Raw genomic sequence first — 18,870 nt, 5'->3', positions numbered from 1 at the left:
AAAATATAATAAAAACACTAATTTAAAACTGTATATTAATACATTGAGTAAAATTAAAATTATATTCATGTATGTAAAAAAATAAAAATATGTTATTATTAACTTCTATAGTTATATCAAATTAAGGCTTAATTATGAAAACATTATATAAATTTATAATTTTAACTTTAATAATATCAAATACATTACTATCTGCTGATATCAAAGGAGCTTTTTTTTCAGCTGTACATAGTGGTAATATTAATTTAGTAGAAGAGTATATAAAAATGGGAATAAATGTAAATATACAAGATGATATGAAAAGAACAGCCTTAATGATAGCAATGTATAAAAATGATATGAAAATAGCTAAACTACTAATTGATAATAATGCAAATATTAATATACAGGATAACAAATTCAATTCCCCATTTCTATATGCATGTGAAAAAGGCTACATAAATATATTAAAAACTATGCATATAAATACTGATGTTAAAAATACATTTAATATATATGGAGCTAATGCTTTGATGCTTGCATGTGAAAAAGGACATTGGGAAACTACAAAATTTTTACTTGAGAATACGGATATAGAAGTAAATCATATAGATAATTTATCAAGAACAGCTTTATTAGAAGTTGCAATATTTGGAAAGGATACTATTAATTATGTAGAAATAGTAAAATTATTACTGCGATATGGTGCAGACAAAAGTATAAAAGATAATAAAGGATATGATGCTTTATATTATGCTAAAGAAAGAAAATTAAACAATATAGAAAAATTATTAATTGATGAAAATACTAATGATATTGAATATAAAACAAAAGACAAGATTTAATATACTCTTGTCTTTTGCTTAATAATATTTTATTATTCTTTTTTTAATTCTGAACCAGTAGAAGCATATCTTTGTAATTGAACAGCAGCAGCTTTAGGATTTTTCACAACACAAGGACCTCCTACGCATCCGCCATTACAAGCCATAACCTCAATAAGATTAGGAGTGTCATCAGTAACAGGAGTTTCTCCAGATTGAACTTTTCCATAACCTTTTAACTGCTTCATACCTTCTTTATCAAGACCATTAATAATAGCAGCCTTTAATTTTTCAGGATGTTTTAATCTTATTTTAACAGCTTCAGATACTCCTCCGCTCATGGCATATTTTCTTCCGGAAGCAGTTGGTATAGCTCCTAAATCTAAATCAGGCTCTTTAGAAACTTCTGTACCAGTAGCAATAAATAATGCATCAAGTTCTTCCATAGATAAGCAATAATCTACCAAATCATCATCTATACTCTCTCTTCTCTTAGCAAGACAAGGTCCTATAAATACATTAATAGCATCAGGATCTTCAGCATGCATCATTTCAGCTGTATAATGCATAGGTGTTCTAGTCTCTGATACACAAGGAATTAATTCAGGAACATGTTTTCTAACAGCTTTAACATAAGCAGGACAGCATGATGTAGTCATTAATTTATCCCCTCTTTCCATTCTCTCTTCAAATTCTTCTGCCTCTTTATCAGAAGTAACATCAGCTCCTAAAGCTACTTCCCATACTTTATTAAATCCTATCTTTAACAAAGCACTTTTTAATTGACCCGGTTTAGCATTAAATTGAGAAGCTATTGCAGGTGCATACATAACATTAACTTTTTTATCATTTTTTAAATGCTTAAGTACATCTATAAGCTGTCCTTTATCCATCATAGCACTAAAAGGACATTCTCTCATACAGTTTCCGCAGAATATACATTTATGATAATCTATAACTTCTTTACCCTGTTCATTTTTATTAATAGCTCCTACCGGACATGACTCTTCACATGGAACTGGTATATAAATAATCGCATGATAAGGACAATTTTTCAAACATAATCCGCAGTTAATACATTTACTGCTGTCTATATATGCTCTTTTTTCATCCAAAATAGTTATTGCATTTTTAGGACAGTTCATCATACACGGTCTTGCCAAGCAAGCCTGACAAGCATTCGTAACCATAAAGTTAGCTTTTACACAAGCATTACATGCTTCATCAAGTACTGTGAGCATAGGCCAAGTTGGTTTTTCTCTCTCCAATGCCAATTTAGCATATTGAGATAAAGGAATACCGCTATCCTCTTTACCTTCAACACTTATGCCAAGCCTTGCCATAATTCTATTCTTTATTATTTCTCTGTCATGATAAATACAGCATCTTATTGATTTACTGTCTCTTGGTATAATATCTATAGGCAACTTGTCTATATCTTCTATTAATCTATCCTCAATAAACATTAAAGTAATTTGAACCAAAATTTCTTTTTTTAACTGTGAGGCATTATTATTAATATTCACTTTTATACTCCTAAAAATTAAGTGATGTAATTTAAACAATAAATACTTTTATGGTATTTATACGATAAAACATTATAAAATAAAAAATATTTTTTTCAAGTATAATATTCGTATATTATACAAAATTTTATTGTATATAGTATTCATATTAAATGTTTGATTAATAATTAAAAAAAATATTAAAAACAAAAAAATAGAAATAAAAATAAATATTATTTCTTGACAAATGCAAATAAAACAACTATATTGAATGCATATATAGTTTTATGTTCTAAATAATATACATCTATATATAGTAATTTTTATTTTAAGGAGTTTTTTTTATGCTTATAGGATGTCCAAAAGAAATCAAAAACCAAGAATACCGTGTAGGTTTAACACCAGCAAATGCTGCTGATTATATTGCAAAAGGTCATAAAGTAATCATGGAAAAAGGTGCTGGAGAAGGTTCTGGTTTCAGTGATGATGAATACAAAAAAGTTGGTGCAGAAATAGCTGATAAAAAAAGAGTATTTGAAGCTGATATGATTATTAAAGTAAAAGAACCTATTGAAGAAGAATATGAATGTTTCAGAGAAGGTCAAATCCTATATACTTATTTACACTTAGCTGCTGATAAGCCTTTAACAGATATGTTATTGAAGAAAAAGATAAAATCTATAGCTTATGAAACTATGAAAGATGAAATGAATCAATTACCATGTCTTGCTCCTATGAGCGGTATAGCTGGAAGATTATCTATTCAGCAAGCTGCTAAATATACAGAGAAAAAATTCGGCGGTCAAGGTATATTATTAGGTGGTGTACCTGGTGTACAAAAAGCTAATGTTGTTATACTTGGTGCTGGTGTTGTAGGATTTAATGCTGCACAAATGGCTATGGGTATGGGTGCTAATGTATCAATTACTGATGTTAATCTAAAAAGATTAGAGTATATTGACCATGTATTTAATATGAGAATCAACACATACTTCAGTGCTCCTGCTAAATTAGAGGAACTATACAGGACTGCAGATGTTGTTATCGGAAGTGTTTTAATACCTGGAGCAAAAACTCCTAAACTTCTAAGAAGAGAACATTTAAAAATTATGAAAAAAGGTGCTGTTATCGTCGATGTTGCTATTGACCAAGGCGGATGTTTTGAAACTTCTCATGCTACAACCCATGATGATCCTATCTATATTGAAGAAGGTATAGTACATTACTGTGTTGCTAATATGCCTGGTGCAGTTGCTAGAACTTCTACTATTGCTCTTACTAATGCTACTACTCATTATGGTGTAATGCTAGCTGATAAAGGTTTAGAAGAAATTTGTAAAACTAATAATACTATGCTTACTGGTCTTAACACTTATAATGGTAAATGTACATTCAAAGGTGTTGCTGATGCATTTGGTATTGAATACACTGATCCAAAAGTTGCTTTAGGATGCTAATTTAATTTTAGTATAAATTATATAATCTAAAATTATAATACCGCTATAAAATACATATTTTATAGCGGTATTTCATTAAATAAGAAAATTATATTTTAACATTTTAAACATATAGAATAATTCTTTATTCTCTATTATTAATAAATTCCTTAGGAGATAATTATGCTCGAAATAGAAAAGATAAATAATATAGTAAATAGTTTTGTATGGGGACCATATATGTTAGTACTTCTTGTAGGTACTGGAATATATATGAGCATACGAACTAGATTGTTTCAAATAACAAAAATTAATCTTTGGATGAAATCTACATATGGAAGTCTTCATGCTAAAGATAAAAATATAGACCATAATGTAACCCCATTTCAAGCTGTTAGTACATCTTTAGCAAGTACTATAGGAATAGGAAGCATAGCCGGTATAGCCACAGCTATTGTTGCGGGCGGACCAGGATCTTTATTTTGGATGTTAGTCTCGGCATTTTTCGGTATGATTACTAAATTTTCAGAAGTTGTATTAGCTGTATATTTCAGAGAAAAAGATAATAAAGGTGTACATTACGGCGGCCCTATGTACTATATAGAAAAGGGAATTAAACAAAAATGGCTAGCTATAATATTTTCTATTTTTGCCTCAATTGCTACATTTGGTGCAGGAAATATGACCCAATCAAATTCCATAGCAAATCTATTAAATGAGACTTTTAAAATACCTAATATTGTTTCCGGAATTATAGTTGCTGTAATAGTTGCTATAGTTATTATAGGAGGAATAAAAAGGGTATCAAGCATATCAGAAAAAATTGTTCCTTTTATGGCATTATTTTATTTTATTACATCAATAATTGTATTAATAATAAATGCTAAAAACATACCAAATGCTATAAATTTAATAATATCAAATGCATTTTCATTAAAGTCTGCAGGTGCTGGAATATCTGGATATGTTATAGTACTTGCTATGAGATATGGTATAGCAAGAGGAGTATTCTCAAATGAAGCCGGTATTGGTACTGCTCCTATAGTACATGCTGCAAGCAATAGTAATAACCCTGTAGAACAAGGTATGTGGGGAATATTTGAAGTGTTTAATACTTTAATAATATGTATATTAACTGGACTTATAATACTATCATCTAATATATATGGTAATACAAATGCTGATGGTGCTGTACTTACTTCTTTAGCTTTTAAAAGTGCATTAGGTTATAAAGGAGAGGTTATACTTACTTTAGCCAGCGTTTTATTTGCATTCTCTACTATAATAGGATGGTCATACTATGGAGAAAGCTGTTTAGGATACATAACAAAAAGAAGTAAGATAGTTATAATGTCATACAAATTAATATTTATAATAGCCATTGTAATCGGTTCTAGCATAGATTTAAAAATTGTATGGTCTATAGCAGATACTTTTAACGGACTTATGGCAATACCAAATTTAATAGCAATATTATTACTTTCACCTATAGTCATAACTTTAACAAAAAAATATATAATAGATCCTAAATCTATTGAAATAGAATAATTTAAATTATTAATAATACCTATTTTGTAATTTACATATTATGAAATGGGTATTATTTTTTTATCATTTTAGTATATCTTTAATCTTTTTCAATTCTTTTTGATACTCTTCTGATATTTTATTTTTTAATTTTTTATCTCTTACAATATCGCAGCATAATAATACTTTTTCATATAATTTCAAATAAAAAGAAGAATGTTTATATATAAAAGGCTCACTTATAAAATACCATATTTCTTTTTCTAATTTTTCATTATTAATATTAAGCATTATATCAGCTGCTCTTTCTATTATATATCTGCCTAAATTAATATTATAAAATTTATCATCTTGAATATTTTTTATATTGTACATATATTTTGATATTAATTGCCAAGCATAATCATATTTATTATTATCAATTAAAGATTTAAGATAACTATTTAAAGCAGAAACTATATCCCAATTACTTGCATTTTCTTTAACAGCCATTTCAAAAAGTTTATTATTAGTTTCCAGTAAAGATTCTTTATCTTCTATAAATGACGCATAATATTTTAATTTATCTAAATTCTTTTTATCCCATTCTTTTACTGTACCCTTCCATATATCAACAAGTTTTGAAAATAATTTTAATTCATAAATATCTATAGAGTATGATATTACAGCATCTATACTTAGTTCATCTAATCTTTCATTATAATAATTATAATCATCAATACCATAACCGCAATTACAATCAAAGTTTGCATTTTTTGCTTTATCAAATAAATCTTTATATCTAGAAAGCAATTTTTCTATATCATCATTATAAAGTTTAACAAATAAAAAACTCATAATTTCTAAAGAAGTACCTATACCCTGATAAGAATTAGTTTGTCTGTCTTTTATTTCTTCTTCAAACAGAAAAACAAGTAAATCTTCAAATTCTTTTTTATTCATTAATTCGTTTCTATTTTTATGATAAAGTATAGATAAAATTAATTTTAATCTTTCATTATAATTTTTATCTTTTGTATATTCTGACTCATTATCTTCTTTATATATAAATGGTTCAATATTTATTTGAAATTTTTCTTTATCATTATTTTCTAAACAATTTAATAATTCTTCAAGAGTCTTATAATATTCTTTTAAATAATCATTAAATAATTCTTGATAAAGTTCCATAATATATAAAAATCACTTATTAATCATTATGATCGTATATAGAAGTTACTCCCAATACCTTAGCAACCATATATGATATTATAGCCACAATAACAAGTGCCGAGAAATTGGAAATAGAGTTGGATATCTCAAGTATCAATATACATACCATTATAGGAGTTCTAGTAATTCCAGACATAAGAGAAGTTATACCCAAAAGTATAAATAAATCTCCATATACTGCATAATCTGGAAAATATGTTATAAGGAATATGTCATATAAAGAACCTATTGAAGCACCTAATATAAATGTAGGGAAAAATACTCCTCCTACGGCTCCTGATGTTGCACATACTGAAGTATAAAATAATTTAACAAATATAAGAATAAAAAGCATAGAAACAGAAAATTTATCTTTAACTATACTTCCTATAAGCAAATCACCGCTTCCAAGTACATAAGGGAAAAACATTATCATAAAACCAGCCATTAGGAAAGCAGGTACAGGTCTAAGTACATCATTTTCTATATTCTGATACATTTTAGAAAATAGATTCATAAGATAATTTAGAAGAGAAGCCAGCATTCCGCATATTATACCAAAAGGAAGAAGTGAAATATAATGTCTAACCTCTAATATTTTTGGTAAATTAAAATTAAGTATGAAAGCCTGCCCTACAAGATGCTCTACTACAAGTATTGAAGCTATAGAAGAAAAAACTATACATACAAAAACTATATGATTTTTATTTTCTCCAAGTTCCTCGAAAGAAAAAGCAATGCCAGTAAATGGAGCACTGAAAGTAGCTGTCATTCCGGCACAAGCACCAGAAACAAGTAAATATCTTCTATATTTTGCTAACTTTGAAAAATATTTATGGAAAAAAAGTCCTACAAGTGTACCAACATGCATAGAAGGACCTGCCCTTCCTAAAGAAATACCGCTTGCAAATGATATCATACTGCCAAATAATTTAAATAATATTTCTAATATGATATCTTTAGGTTCATGAAGAGATATATAATATTTTATTTGAGGTACTCCGGCTCCTCTTATCTGCGGATAGTACCTTAATATATATCCTATAGTGCATCCTGCAATTATAAGAAAAATAAAAAGAAGTACAGGATAATACCATCTGTCAAATATGAAATTAGATATATAAAATACATTAACGCTTAATTTATAAAGCATTATTCTATACAGAGAAATTATAAAGCCTACTGAAGCTCCTATACAAGCTGATAGCATGAAAAGCTTTACATATTTAATTTCAAAATTAATCTTCATAATTTAGTTTTCTAATCAGTGTTTTTTATTTTTTATCAATCATAATATATAGTATGTTAATTACACATTAAATCTAAATGTTACAACATCGCCTTCCTGCATAAGATATTGCTTACCCTCAAGTCTTATAGCCCCAGCCTCTTTAGCCTTAACAAAACTTCCAAGCTCTAAAAGTTTATCACAGTTTATAACTTCAGCACTGATAAAACCTCTTTCAAAATCACTGTGTATAACACCAGCAGCCTCCGGAGCATAAGCACCTTCTCTTACAGTCCAAGCTCTAGTTTCATCTTCACCAGAAGTTAAAAATGTTAATAATTTTAATAATCTGTGTCCTGCTTTTGTAAGTCTTGCAACTCCAGACTCTTTAACTCCCAAATCTTCTAAATAACTTAATCTCTCTTCTTCATCTAAATCCTGCAAATCTGCTTCTATTTTAGCACTGAAAGGTATTAATTCAATATTTCTTTCCTTTGCATAATTTTGCAATGTTACATAATTAGAATTTTTTTCAGGATTAGCGAGCTCATTTTCTGATAAATTAGCACCTATCATCATACTTTTGGCAGTTAATAAAAATAATGGTTTTAATATTTCTTTCTCTGTATCTGTTAAATCAAGACTAAATACAGGTTTAAAATTATTTAATTCAGGAAGTATTTTTTCAAGCAATGCTACCTCTTCTTCAGCAGCCTTTCCTTTTCCGCCTTTAGCAACCTTTTTTTGTCTTTCCATTCTAGCATTAATAGTATCAATATCTGCAAGCATAAGCTCTGTTAATATAATATCTAAATCTCTTAAAGGATCAACTTCTCCAATATGAGTAATATTTCCATCTTCAAATACTCTTACCACATGTAAAACTGCATTAACTTCTCTAATATGAGAAAGGAATTTATTACCTAAACCCTCCCCTTTTGAAGCCCCTTTAACAAGTCCAGCAATATCTACAAATGTTGTTGTATTATAAACTTTCTTTTTTGATTTAAAAAGTGCGGCTAATTTATCAACTCTTTCATCTTTTATTATAGCAGTAGCTTCATTTTTATCTATAGTACAAAATGGATAATTAGCTGCCTCAGCATGAGCATTGGTTAGTGCATTAAAAAGTGTTGATTTTCCTACATTCGGAAGTCCTACTATTCCTATAGATAAAGCCATATTTCTATTTCCTTAACTTAAATTATTTTATTTAGAAACATTATATATTAAAAAATATTAATAACAAGCATATTAAAAATTGATAATAAAAAAAATATTATAATTTTAAAATTATATATTTGTCTTTTTTAGTATTTAATTTTTATAAAAAAAATCATCTTATAAAATGTTTATTTATAAAAATAAAAAGATATAATTAATAGTATATAAAAACTTGAGGGTAAATCTATGATATATAATATGTGGTATGCCGTATTAGATTCAAAAGAAGTAAAACAAAACAAGCCTCTTTTTGCTAAAAGATTGAATAAGAATTTAGTATTTTGGAGAGATTCAAATAATAATATATGCTGTATAGATGATAAATGCTGTCATAGAGGAGCTTCATTATCTCATGGAAAAATATGCGGAAACAATGTAGCATGCCCATTTCATGGATTTCAATTTGATAAAAACGGAAAAACTGTAATGATACCAGCTAATGGAAAAAATACTGCAGTTGATGAAAGATTTTTTGTTGAAGGATATGAAGTAAAAGATTTGTATGGATTTATTTGGTTTTGGTATGGTGATAAAGATAAAATAAATGATAAAATAATGTTTCCTGATGATTTAAAAGATAAAAAATTTTCCTACTCTACTATAAGAGACGAATGGAATAATCATTATACAAGATGCATAGAAAATCAGCTTGATGTTGTGCATGTGTCTTTTGTACATTATAACACTATAGGAAGAGGAAACAAAACTATTGTTAATGGTCCTTTAGTAGAATTAGAAGATGATATTATAAAATTTTATGTTAATAATGTTATTGATAACGGACAAAAAGCATTAAGTTCATCCGAAATGAAAAAAGAAGATTTTAAATATTTTTTATATTTTTATTTCCCAAACACTTGGCAAAATTACATATTTGAAAAAATGAGAATATTTGGGGTATTCGCTCCTGTTGATGATGAAAATACAGTTGTATATATGAGATTCTATCAAAAAATAGTAAATATTCCTTTTATAAAATCTATAGTAAATCTTATTGGAAAAAAATATTCTGATATTGTATTAAAACAAGATAAGAATGTAGTAAAAACTCAATCAAGCAAAGAATCATATTTAGGCATTCCGGAAGAAAAATTAATAGCAGGAGATATGTCTATAATTGTATACAGAAGTACAAGAGATAAATTTAAAAAATCTAACAATAAAAACTAATTTATTTATTAAATTTATTGACTAAAAACGAAAAATTTGTTAAAGTACTAAATATGGCAAGTAAATCATTTGAAATTAGTTATTTTCTAAAAGATAATTCTGTTATTGTATTATCATTACAAAATAATATATATGATGAAAATTTACCTGAATTAAAAGAGTTATTTTCTGAATTTACCATAAAAAATATAAACAATATCATATTAGACTTATCAAAATGCATGTTTATAGAAAAAGAAATATGGGAATACTTTATTCAATTAAAGAAAGAGTTATCCCAAAATAAAGGCAACATAGTATTATCTAATATGTATGGTGTTGTAAAAAGCGACTATAATCTTATGGAACTATCCAGTTTTATAGATTCTTTTCAAGATATTAACGATGCATTATACAATTTTGGTATATTAACCGATATTAAATCAGCTTAATTTTATTTTTATACTTGAATTTTTATTCTTATAGATATAATATATAAACATGAAAATTGTAAAAAACTTAATAACATTAGCAATATTTTTTATAGTATTTTTTGTATTATATTTCTTTATATACTTCCTTAAAGTATTAGACACTAATAATATATACAGTAATTTAACTTTTGATTCTATTAAAAGTTTAATGGAACATTACTTTTTTGCTATTGTAATAGTTTCTGCTGTATCTACTATGATATTTACAGGAGCATTGAATAAATTTGTTGGTAATTTTTCAATTATATTAACAATAATAGTATTAGCTGCTTTTGTAACATTATATCCTGCATATATGATTGTTTTTAATAAAAATATTGATTATTTAAGAAATGAATTAACGGATAAAAGTTCATCATTTATAGATGATAATGGAAAATATTTTTCAAAAATTGATAATCACATAATAAGAGTAGGATATAAATTATTAGATAATACGTATAAAAATGCTTTATTTATAGATCCTGCTGCTAATGGTAAAGTCTATTTTGCAGATTATATATACTTTACTGATAAAGAAATAGCTTTGCATGAAGTAACAGAATTATATGGTACTCTAACTAGTAAGAAATCGTCTGTTGTTTTTGAAAGAAAATCTATATCAAAATATTTATTTAGTTTCACAACAGATGTAATATTTGGTTTTGAAGTATTTCCAATAATATCAACTTTATTAAAAGTACTAACTACAACAGATATACCTATATACAGTGTACCTATATTGTTTATTAATTTTATATTTTTATTATTTAGTTTCTATATGCTTGGATTATCTTTATTTTCAAAACAATATAAATATCATAATATATTAAATGCTTTTGTATTATATGGTGTAATAAAACTAGTGCTTGCTATATTAATAGAGCATTATAATTTATTAGAAATAATAATTCGTAAAATTACTTTCTGGAATATGTCATTGTCTTTATTTATATCATCAATAATCATTATAATAATATCATTGATTTTGAAAAAAATATTTAATAATGACAAAAGAATTAAAAAAGAAATATAATAAATAACAATTAAGGATATGAAATAAAATACTAAAATGAATCAGATTATCAATGATTTTTGCAAAATAGATTTAAAAAAAGATAGTATTATAACAATAGGTAAATTTGATAGTGTTCATAGGGGACATCAAAAACTTATAAAATATACCGTAGATTACGCAAAAAAAAATAATTTAATTTCTATAGCAATAGTAATAAAGAAAAAAAATATATCAATATATAATACAGAAGAAAATAATTCTTTTATAAAATCATTAGGTATTAACTATATAATTGTTATTGACTTTTTACCAGAATTTTATACAATGGAAGCTAAAGAGTTCTTTAATAAATTAATAGAATATTATCGTATGAAGCATATTGCAGTTGGTGTTGATTTTGCTTTTGGTAAAGATAGAATCGGAGATAGAGATTTTATAAAAAGATATTCCAAAGAGTGTGGTATAGGAGTAAGCTTTATAAAATTTCTTAATTATAAAGGAGATAAAGTATCAAGCTCTAATATAAGAGAATGTCTTTCAAATGGAAATATGTCAGATGTAAATAGAATGCTTGGAAGAGAATATTCTATGAGCGGATTGGTGGTTCATGGAAATGCTTTAGGAAGAAAAATAGGATATCCTACAGCTAATTTAGAGCTTCCTAAAAATATATTTATTCCTAAAATGGGAGTTTATAGCTCAACTGTTAGAATAGGTAATGGGGATAAAAATTATGAAGCTCTTACTTTTATTGGAATAAGTAATATTAATAAAGAGCTTAGAGTAGAAAGTCATATATTAGATTTTTCGAAAATGATATATGGTAAAAAAATAACTGTTATATTATTAAAATACATAAGAGATAATATAAAAGTTAATTCTATAGATGAAGTAAAAAAATTATTAGAAAATGATGAAAAAAAGATAAGAAAATATTTCAAAAGGAGAACAAAAAAATGTCTATCACAGCAGACGAAAAAGCAAAAATAATCAAAGAGTTTGGTAAAAATGAGAAGGATACAGGTTCTACAGAAGTACAAGTAGCACTTTTAACTAATCGCATAACTTATTTGAAAGGTCATTTTCAAACTCATACTAAGGATAATCATTCTAGAATGGGACTTTTAAAAATGGTCGCTAAAAGAAGAAAACTTCTTAACTATTTAAGAAAAACTGATATAGAAGCTTATAAAAATCTTATACAGAAATTAAAATTAAGAAAATAATAGTAAAAGTGACAAGCTATAAAATTTAATACCTTTCTTGGTATATTTTTTTCGGCTATAAAGGAGTATAATATGGTCACAGTTAAGAGTGTCTTTTGCGGAGAGGAATTAATATTAGAGACTGGACTTCTAGCTAAGCAAGCACATGGCTCTGTTACTTTAAGACTTGGAAACACTACAATACTTGCTACTGTAGTTGCTGCCAAAGAGCCTAATTTAGAATCAGATTTTTTTCCTCTAACAGTTAATTATAATGAAAAATATTATGCTGGAGGAAAAATTCCAGGAGGTTTCTTTAAAAGAGAAGCTAAACCTAGGGATAAAGAAATTCTTATATCACGTATAATAGACAGACCTCTAAGGCCTTTATTTCCAGAAGGTTTCAGAAATGAGGTTCAAATAATACCAACTGTTCTTTCAGTTGATGCCGACATGCCTACAGATGCTTTAGCTTTAATAGCTTCAAGTGCTGCACTTACTATATCTTGGATACCTTTCAGCGGTCCAGTTGCAGCTGTTAGAATTGGATATAAAAATGGAGAATATATAATAAATCCTAGAAACAGCGAGCTTATGTCCAGCGATTTAGATATTATTGTGGCAGGAAGTAAAGATGCTATTTTAATGATAGAAGGTGAAGCTAGAGAGGTTTCAGAAGAAGTATTTATAGGTGCTATAGAACTTGCCCATAAAGAAATGCAGAAATATATAGATATGCAAAATGAAATGGCTTCTCTTTGCGGTACTCAAAAAATAGAACAAGAATTATTTGAATATGATAAAGAATTAGTTGATATGGTTACAGAGTATGGTAAAGAAAAAATATCAAATGCCAACTATAACCCTGATAAAACTAAAAGAAATGAAAGTATGGACAATGCTTTCAATGAGATAGAAGAATATATAAAAACTAAAGTAGAAGATGAAAAACTAATAGCACAAGTTAAAGGTATATGTCATTCTATAGAGGAAGAAATAGTTAGAGAAGCTATAGTAGAAAAAGAAATGCGTCCAGACGGAAGAGCTTTAGATGAAATAAGGCCTATAAGTACAATGATTAATTTAATACCTAGAGTACACGGTTCAGGTCTTTTCACAAGAGGTCAAACTCAATGTTTATCTATAGTTACTTTAGGAAGCGAAAAAGATGCTCAATTAATGGATGATATATACGGCAAAGAAAATAAAACATTCATGCTTCATTATAATTTCCCTCCTTTTTCCGTAGGTGAAGTAGGACGCTATGGTGCCCCTGGAAGAAGAGAAATAGGACATGGTAATTTGGCAGAACGTTCTTTCAATGCTGTACTTCCTTCTAAAGAAAAATTCCCTTATACTATAAGAGTTGTAGCTGAAATATTAGAAAGTAATGGTTCATCATCAATGGCAACAATTTGTGCTTCTACTATGTCTTTACTTTCTGCAGGTGTTCCTCTTAATGCAAGTGTTGCTGGTATTGCTATGGGACTTGCCACATATAAAGATGGATATAAAATACTTACAGATATACAAGGGGTTGAAGATCATTTGGGAGATATGGATTTTAAAGTTGCAGGAACTCGTAAAGGTATTACCGCTTTCCAGCTTGATATTAAACTTACTGGTATATCTACTCAAATATTAAAAGAAGCATTAGAACAGGCTAAAAAAGCAAGATATTTTATACTTGATATAATAGATTCTACAATATCAAATGCTGGTGAAGTTTCAGAATTTGCTCCTAAATATAAAACTATGGATGTAAATCCAGAAAAAATTAGAATACTAATTGGTCCTGGAGGAAAAAATATTAAGGCTATTATAGAAGAAACAGGAAGTGATGTTGAAATACAAGATAGCGGTATTGTAAATATATTTGCTCCTGATACTCCTACATTAGATAAAACTATAAAACTTATAAACTCTTATGTTAAAGACCCTGAGGTTGGAGAGATTTATGACGGAGTAGTTAAAGATATTAAAGATTTCGGAGCCTTCATTGAGTTTTTACCTGGAATAGAAGGACTTTGCCATATATCAGAACTTGCTTATAAACATGTTATGAATGTGGAAGAAGTTTTGAAAATAGGAGATGAAGTTAAAGTAAAAATCATAGATGTTAAAGGCGGAAAATATTCACTAAGTAGAAAAGCATTACTCGAAAAACCTGCTGATTATGTTGAAGAAGAATATAATAAAAAAGAAAAAAGACATGACAGAAAGAAAAGATATTAAATAATAATTAATATTTTATAAAATAAAAACGAGTCTTTTATAAGACTCGTTTTTATTTGCTTTTTTTATATTAATTATTCTACTTCTTTTACATATACTTTATTCATTGTAGAATTTTCCATAGGATTATCATTATGGTCTCTTTTCAAGGATACTATTTTATCAGCAACATCCATTCCATTAACTACATTACCCCAAACAGTATATTCACCATCTAAATGAGGGGCATCTGCCACACAGATAAAAAACTGAGAACCAGCACTATCCGGATGCTGACTTCTAGCCATAGAACATATACCTCTTTTATGAGGAACATCATTAAATTCAGCAGGAATATTGAAGTCAGGACCGCCTGTTCCATGTAAATGCCTTTTAGTAGCATCTTTACTAATAGGGTCCCCACCCTGAATCATGAATCTAGGTATTACTCTATGAAATCTAACACCATCATAAAAGCCTTCATTAGCAAGTTTTTTTATAGCTTCAACATGCTTTGGTGCTTTATCAGGATAGAATTCTATTTCAATAGTACCATAATCTGTTTCAATAAATAAATGTTCTTTCATTATATCCAATCCTTATAAAATTAATTAACTGTTTTTACATAAACTCTGTTCATTTTAGCAGGTTCTAAAGGATTATCATTAGCATCTCTTTTTAATGCTACTATTTTATCAGCAACATCCATTCCATTAACAACCTCTCCCCAAACTGTATACTGACCATCTAAAAAAGTGGAGTCAGCTACACAAATAAAAAACTGTGAACCGGCACTGTTTATGCTTGCACCTCTAGCCATAGAACATATACCTCTTTTATGAGAAACATCATTAAACTCAGCAGGAATAACAAAACCAGGACCGCCTGTTCCATGTAAAGCTCTGTTAGGTTTTTTACTCTCAGGATCTCCTCCCTGAATCATGAATCCAGGTATAACTCTATGAAAACGAGTTCCGTTATAGAAACCTTGATTAGCTAACTTTTTAATTGCTTCAACATGTTTTGGTGCTTTTTCTGGAAAGAAAGCTATTTCTATAGTACCATAATCTGTTTCAATAAACAAATGCTCTTTAGAAGCCTTAGGTTTTTGTGCTATCAATACTGTAGCGAATACAACTATTGTTACAGCAGCTATTAAAATTATTTTTCCCTTTTTTAACATTTAATAATATACCACCTCTTAATTATTTTTTATAATATAACCATATAAATTATATATTCGTAATTGTTTTTATTAAATTTATTTATAATTTTTTTTAATAATAATTATTTAGCTTTATCAGATGCTGTATTTTCATCTTTTGCATTATCTTTTTTTACATCATCTTTTGCTGTTATATTGTTGATATTATCATATTTTTTGTTAGGATCATAAGTTCCTTCTCTAGTTTCGCCTTTAAGACTAGGTATAAGTAATATCTGTCCATCTGTTATAATATTAGGATCTTTTATTTGATCTTTATTAGCTTGATATATTTTTGTCCAAAAATTTCCATCACCATATATGAAATCATAAGAAGCTATAAGCCATAATGAGTCTGTATGCGTATCTCTTAATTGAACAACATAATATTGAGGGAAATTGCCATCATAAACATAATTAGTATCATCTGTGTTATTAGCATTATCTGTATTATTTTCAGCATTTTCAGTATTATTATCTGTGTTATTATTATCTGTATTTCCATTATTATTGTTCATAGCTAATGAATTATTTTCCATAAAATTAACTAAATCAAGAACATTTTTTGAGTGCATTAAAGAATCAGAATAATTATTTTCAGATAAACTTTTAGAAGCAGAAGCTAATGATGTAGAAATTTGATTATAAAGATTAGGGTCTTTTTCATTAACACCATCTTTTTTAGCCTGATCAACAGCTTTTTGAGCTTTTGCATAAGCTAAAGGAGCTTCTAACTTATCAAGAATACTAACAGCATCTCTAGAACTTGTTAAAGAATTAGTATAATCTCCATTAGAAAGTAATTTTTTAGCATCATCTCTTAAAGATGTAACCTTCAAATCATTATTATCTCCATTAGTCAATACAGATTCTTTAATTAAATATTCTCTTCTAGAATCTATTGATAAAATATTGTATCCCAATTCAGATTTATCTGCGGATTTATTGTATTCAAGCATTGTATTTGTATAATCATTTCCATTTGTAGCTGTACTAAACATAGTTTTAGCAGAATTAATATCATTTACTGATAAAGTGTACAAATTTGATGTCAATTCATTAGTATCTCCGCCTATTCCTTTAAATAAACTTAATCTTCTCTCAGCATTTTTTTGACTATTTAATACATATTGATAAACACCATATCCGGATATAATTTTATCAGAATACTCTTTACTCAATTTAGAATATTCTATACTTTTATCATAATCTCCAGCATCATGGGCTTCTATAGCCATTTCTCTATATTTTTGCGCTAATTTATAATCATCAGTCTCAGAAATATTATTAGTTTCCTGTCCATATAAAAAACATGATAAAGACAAAGTAATAAATAAAAATAAACCCTTTTTCATTTTATAAGCTCCAAATTTTCATAGAATCAATTTATTTAGAAGATGATTTTTTTAATTCTTCCAATTCTTTTATTTTAGCATCAGCTTCTTTTAAAGCGTTAGCGCTTTCATCATATCTTTTTTTAGTTGTAAAATATGCTTTATGATGATATTTTTTCACATTTAAGAAACAATTAACTGCCTCTTCATAATTATTTGTACCTAAAGCAGACAATGCATTTAAATAATTTAATTCAGCAAATTCATAATTATCTTTGTCTACCATATAAGCTTTTATTTCTTTTGAATACTCTCTTTCTAATGATGTTTCTTCTTTTAAAAGTTCAGCATATTGAGGAAGTCCTTCATTTAATACTGTTTGATAAGCATTTGATGCTGTTGTAAGCAATTCTTTTACTTTTTCAGGCTCTTTATTCTCATCCATAAGTATTGCAGCTTCAGAATAATTTGCTTCTGCTATATCAAATTGTTCCTTAGAATAGTTTTGTAGTTCATATTTGATTGTTTTATCTCTCAATGCGGTTGCATCTTTATATTCTTTGAAAGGCATTGATGAACCGGAACAGGATATTATAAAAATTAAACCTAATAATAATGTTGAAATATACTTAATTAACTGCATAATTACTCCAAATTATTTTATAAACATAATATGATAATAATATACCATAATATTATACTACTGAACATAAAAGTCAATAGTTGTAAAAAAAATTATACTCAAATAAAAAAACAAGATAATAGAAACATCTATTATCTTGTCTTAATGTACAACAATTTAATTAATATTAATTGTTAGTAGCAGCTGTTTCATTAGTAGCAGGAGCTTCAACTACACCTTTATAAGCAAATATTAAATTTGTACCTGAAGTTGTAGTTATAGTTAATACATCTCCCTCTAAAGAAATAGTATCAGCACCACCTAATATTTGTAAATATTCTGTTTCAACTGCCATATCTTCTTCTGGACCAGCCATTTTAGTAGAAGCTAATGCATTAAATGTTATTTTATCTCCATTTAATGAAAATTCGCTGAAATAGTTATTAACAGCTGATTTTCCGCCTACCATATTAGTTTCTGGAAAAGCTATAGTAACTTCTTTTCCTTCATACATATTAGTAAGTGCATATTCTTTACCTACTAAATCTGTAACCATAATAGTACCAGCTGCTGGTGCTATAGATACATTAGTGTCTGCAGCATTTGTATCAGTAGTAGCTGTTGATTGGCCACTATTGCTGCATGATACTGCAAATACTGTTCCCATAAGAACAATAACCAAAGACAATATTTTTTTCATAATTATTTTCCCCAAATAAAAATTTTGAAAAAATTAT

General features: G+C 27.4%; 18 protein-coding genes. 9 read left to right on the top strand and 9 right to left on the bottom strand.

The window, feature by feature from the left end; all coding sequences use genetic code 11:
- Positions 1–134 precede the first annotated feature (134 nt).
- Positions 135–824 carry an ankyrin repeat domain-containing protein gene (locus T324_RS16950; protein ID WP_051436808.1) on the top strand — a complete coding sequence of 230 codons (690 nt, stop codon included), beginning with the start codon at positions 135–137 and terminating at the stop codon, positions 822–824.
- Between the two features lie 32 nt (positions 825–856).
- Here T324_RS16950 and T324_RS0106985 read toward each other — a convergent pair whose 3' ends face one another.
- Positions 857–2,329 carry a 4Fe-4S dicluster domain-containing protein gene (locus tag T324_RS0106985; protein WP_028329580.1) on the bottom strand — a complete coding sequence of 491 codons (1,473 nt, stop codon included), beginning with the start codon at positions 2,327–2,329 and terminating at the stop codon, positions 857–859.
- Between the two features lie 323 nt (positions 2,330–2,652).
- On the opposite strand from T324_RS0106985, the gene ald reads away from it, so the two are divergent.
- Together ald and T324_RS0106975 are read left to right on the top strand one after the other, a co-directional pair.
- Positions 2,653–3,765 carry an alanine dehydrogenase gene (ald, locus tag T324_RS0106980; RefSeq protein WP_028329579.1) on the top strand — a complete coding sequence of 371 codons (1,113 nt, stop codon included), beginning with the start codon at positions 2,653–2,655 and terminating at the stop codon, positions 3,763–3,765.
- 162 nt (positions 3,766–3,927) lie between these two features.
- The gene (locus tag T324_RS0106975) at positions 3,928–5,292 is read left to right on the top strand and encodes an alanine/glycine:cation symporter family protein (protein WP_028329578.1); all 1,365 of its coding nucleotides are present in this window, start codon (positions 3,928–3,930) and stop codon (positions 5,290–5,292) included.
- Positions 5,293–5,355: 63 nt separating this feature from the next.
- On the opposite strand, the gene T324_RS0106970 is transcribed toward T324_RS0106975, so the two are convergent.
- From T324_RS0106970 to ychF, 3 genes are read right to left on the bottom strand one after another with little or no spacing between them, the layout of a single operon-like run.
- Entirely contained in the window at positions 5,356–6,441 is a 1,086-nt protein-coding gene (locus T324_RS0106970; protein WP_028329577.1) for a hypothetical protein, read from the bottom strand.
- A gap of 19 nt (positions 6,442–6,460) precedes the next feature.
- Complete coding sequence (locus tag T324_RS0106965; RefSeq protein ID WP_028329576.1) at positions 6,461–7,711, bottom strand: chloride channel protein; 1,251 nt, start codon at positions 7,709–7,711, stop codon at positions 6,461–6,463.
- 60 nt (positions 7,712–7,771) lie between these two features.
- A complete protein-coding gene (gene ychF, locus T324_RS0106960; RefSeq protein WP_028329575.1) occupies positions 7,772–8,872 on the bottom strand; it encodes a redox-regulated ATPase YchF in 1,101 nt (366 codons plus the stop codon).
- A 228-nt stretch (positions 8,873–9,100) separates the two neighbouring features.
- On the opposite strand from ychF, the gene T324_RS0106955 reads away from it, so the two are divergent.
- From T324_RS0106955 to pnp, 6 genes are all read left to right on the top strand, one after another.
- Positions 9,101–10,084, top strand: coding sequence for an aromatic ring-hydroxylating oxygenase subunit alpha (locus T324_RS0106955; protein ID WP_028329574.1), 984 nt, complete (start codon positions 9,101–9,103; stop codon positions 10,082–10,084).
- Between the two features lie 53 nt (positions 10,085–10,137).
- Entirely contained in the window at positions 10,138–10,515 is a 378-nt protein-coding gene (locus T324_RS0106950; protein WP_028329573.1) for an STAS domain-containing protein, read from the top strand.
- 49 nt (positions 10,516–10,564) lie between these two features.
- Positions 10,565–11,572, top strand: coding sequence for a hypothetical protein (locus tag T324_RS0106945; protein ID WP_028329572.1), 1,008 nt, complete (start codon positions 10,565–10,567; stop codon positions 11,570–11,572).
- A gap of 36 nt (positions 11,573–11,608) precedes the next feature.
- A complete protein-coding gene (locus T324_RS0106940) occupies positions 11,609–12,544 on the top strand; it encodes a bifunctional riboflavin kinase/FAD synthetase (protein ID WP_028329571.1) in 936 nt (311 codons plus the stop codon).
- Entirely contained in the window at positions 12,511–12,780 is a 270-nt protein-coding gene (gene rpsO / locus T324_RS0106935; RefSeq protein WP_028329570.1) for a 30S ribosomal protein S15, read from the top strand. Before T324_RS0106940 ends, rpsO begins: the two co-directional genes overlap by 34 nt.
- Before the next feature lie 72 nt (positions 12,781–12,852).
- Entirely contained in the window at positions 12,853–14,994 is a 2,142-nt protein-coding gene (pnp, locus tag T324_RS0106930) for a polyribonucleotide nucleotidyltransferase (protein WP_028329569.1), read from the top strand.
- Between the two features lie 74 nt (positions 14,995–15,068).
- Here pnp and T324_RS0106925 read toward each other — a convergent pair whose 3' ends face one another.
- From T324_RS0106925 to T324_RS0106905, 5 genes are all read right to left on the bottom strand, one after another.
- Positions 15,069–15,560, bottom strand: coding sequence for a peptidylprolyl isomerase (locus T324_RS0106925; protein WP_028329568.1), 492 nt, complete (start codon positions 15,558–15,560; stop codon positions 15,069–15,071).
- Between the two features lie 20 nt (positions 15,561–15,580).
- Positions 15,581–16,156: a peptidylprolyl isomerase gene (locus tag T324_RS0106920; RefSeq protein WP_028329567.1), complete on the bottom strand. Its 576-nt coding sequence runs from the start codon at positions 16,154–16,156 to the stop codon at positions 15,581–15,583.
- Between the two features lie 104 nt (positions 16,157–16,260).
- Complete coding sequence (locus tag T324_RS16945; protein WP_245580656.1) at positions 16,261–17,532, bottom strand: LysM peptidoglycan-binding domain-containing protein; 1,272 nt, start codon at positions 17,530–17,532, stop codon at positions 16,261–16,263.
- A 31-nt stretch (positions 17,533–17,563) separates the two neighbouring features.
- A complete protein-coding gene (locus tag T324_RS0106910) occupies positions 17,564–18,154 on the bottom strand; it encodes a hypothetical protein (RefSeq protein ID WP_028329566.1) in 591 nt (196 codons plus the stop codon).
- Positions 18,155–18,320: 166 nt separating this feature from the next.
- Positions 18,321–18,833 (bottom strand): META domain-containing protein, encoded by a 513-nt coding sequence (locus T324_RS0106905; RefSeq protein ID WP_028329565.1) that lies wholly within the window; start codon positions 18,831–18,833, stop codon positions 18,321–18,323.
- Positions 18,834–18,870: the final 37 nt, after the last annotated feature.

The organism is Brachyspira alvinipulli ATCC 51933, from assembly GCF_000518245.1.
Taxonomy (GTDB): Bacteria; Spirochaetota; Brachyspiria; order Brachyspirales; family Brachyspiraceae; genus Brachyspira; species Brachyspira alvinipulli.
This window is presented reverse-complemented; position numbering and strand designations above follow the sequence as displayed.

Coding starts and splice junctions, on each gene's coding strand:
- T324_RS16950 (WP_051436808.1), top strand. CDS start 135: ATGAAAACATTATATAAATTTATAATTTTAACTTTAATAATATCAAAT.
- ald (WP_028329579.1), top strand. CDS start 2,653: ATGCTTATAGGATGTCCAAAAGAAATCAAAAACCAAGAATACCGTGTA.
- T324_RS0106975 (WP_028329578.1), top strand. CDS start 3,928: ATGCTCGAAATAGAAAAGATAAATAATATAGTAAATAGTTTTGTATGG.
- T324_RS0106970 (WP_028329577.1), bottom strand. CDS start 6,441: ATGGAACTTTATCAAGAATTATTTAATGATTATTTAAAAGAATATTAT.
- T324_RS0106965 (WP_028329576.1), bottom strand. CDS start 7,711: ATGAAGATTAATTTTGAAATTAAATATGTAAAGCTTTTCATGCTATCA.
- ychF (WP_028329575.1), bottom strand. CDS start 8,872: ATGGCTTTATCTATAGGAATAGTAGGACTTCCGAATGTAGGAAAATCA.
- T324_RS0106955 (WP_028329574.1), top strand. CDS start 9,101: ATGATATATAATATGTGGTATGCCGTATTAGATTCAAAAGAAGTAAAA.
- T324_RS0106950 (WP_028329573.1), top strand. CDS start 10,138: ATGGCAAGTAAATCATTTGAAATTAGTTATTTTCTAAAAGATAATTCT.
- T324_RS0106945 (WP_028329572.1), top strand. CDS start 10,565: ATGAAAATTGTAAAAAACTTAATAACATTAGCAATATTTTTTATAGTA.
- T324_RS0106940 (WP_028329571.1), top strand. CDS start 11,609: ATGAATCAGATTATCAATGATTTTTGCAAAATAGATTTAAAAAAAGAT.
- rpsO (WP_028329570.1), top strand. CDS start 12,511: ATGTCTATCACAGCAGACGAAAAAGCAAAAATAATCAAAGAGTTTGGT.
- pnp (WP_028329569.1), top strand. CDS start 12,853: ATGGTCACAGTTAAGAGTGTCTTTTGCGGAGAGGAATTAATATTAGAG.
- T324_RS0106925 (WP_028329568.1), bottom strand. CDS start 15,560: ATGAAAGAACATTTATTTATTGAAACAGATTATGGTACTATTGAAATA.
- T324_RS0106920 (WP_028329567.1), bottom strand. CDS start 16,156: ATGTTAAAAAAGGGAAAAATAATTTTAATAGCTGCTGTAACAATAGTT.
- T324_RS16945 (WP_245580656.1), bottom strand. CDS start 17,532: ATGAAAAAGGGTTTATTTTTATTTATTACTTTGTCTTTATCATGTTTT.
- T324_RS0106910 (WP_028329566.1), bottom strand. CDS start 18,154: ATGCAGTTAATTAAGTATATTTCAACATTATTATTAGGTTTAATTTTT.
- T324_RS0106905 (WP_028329565.1), bottom strand. CDS start 18,833: ATGAAAAAAATATTGTCTTTGGTTATTGTTCTTATGGGAACAGTATTT.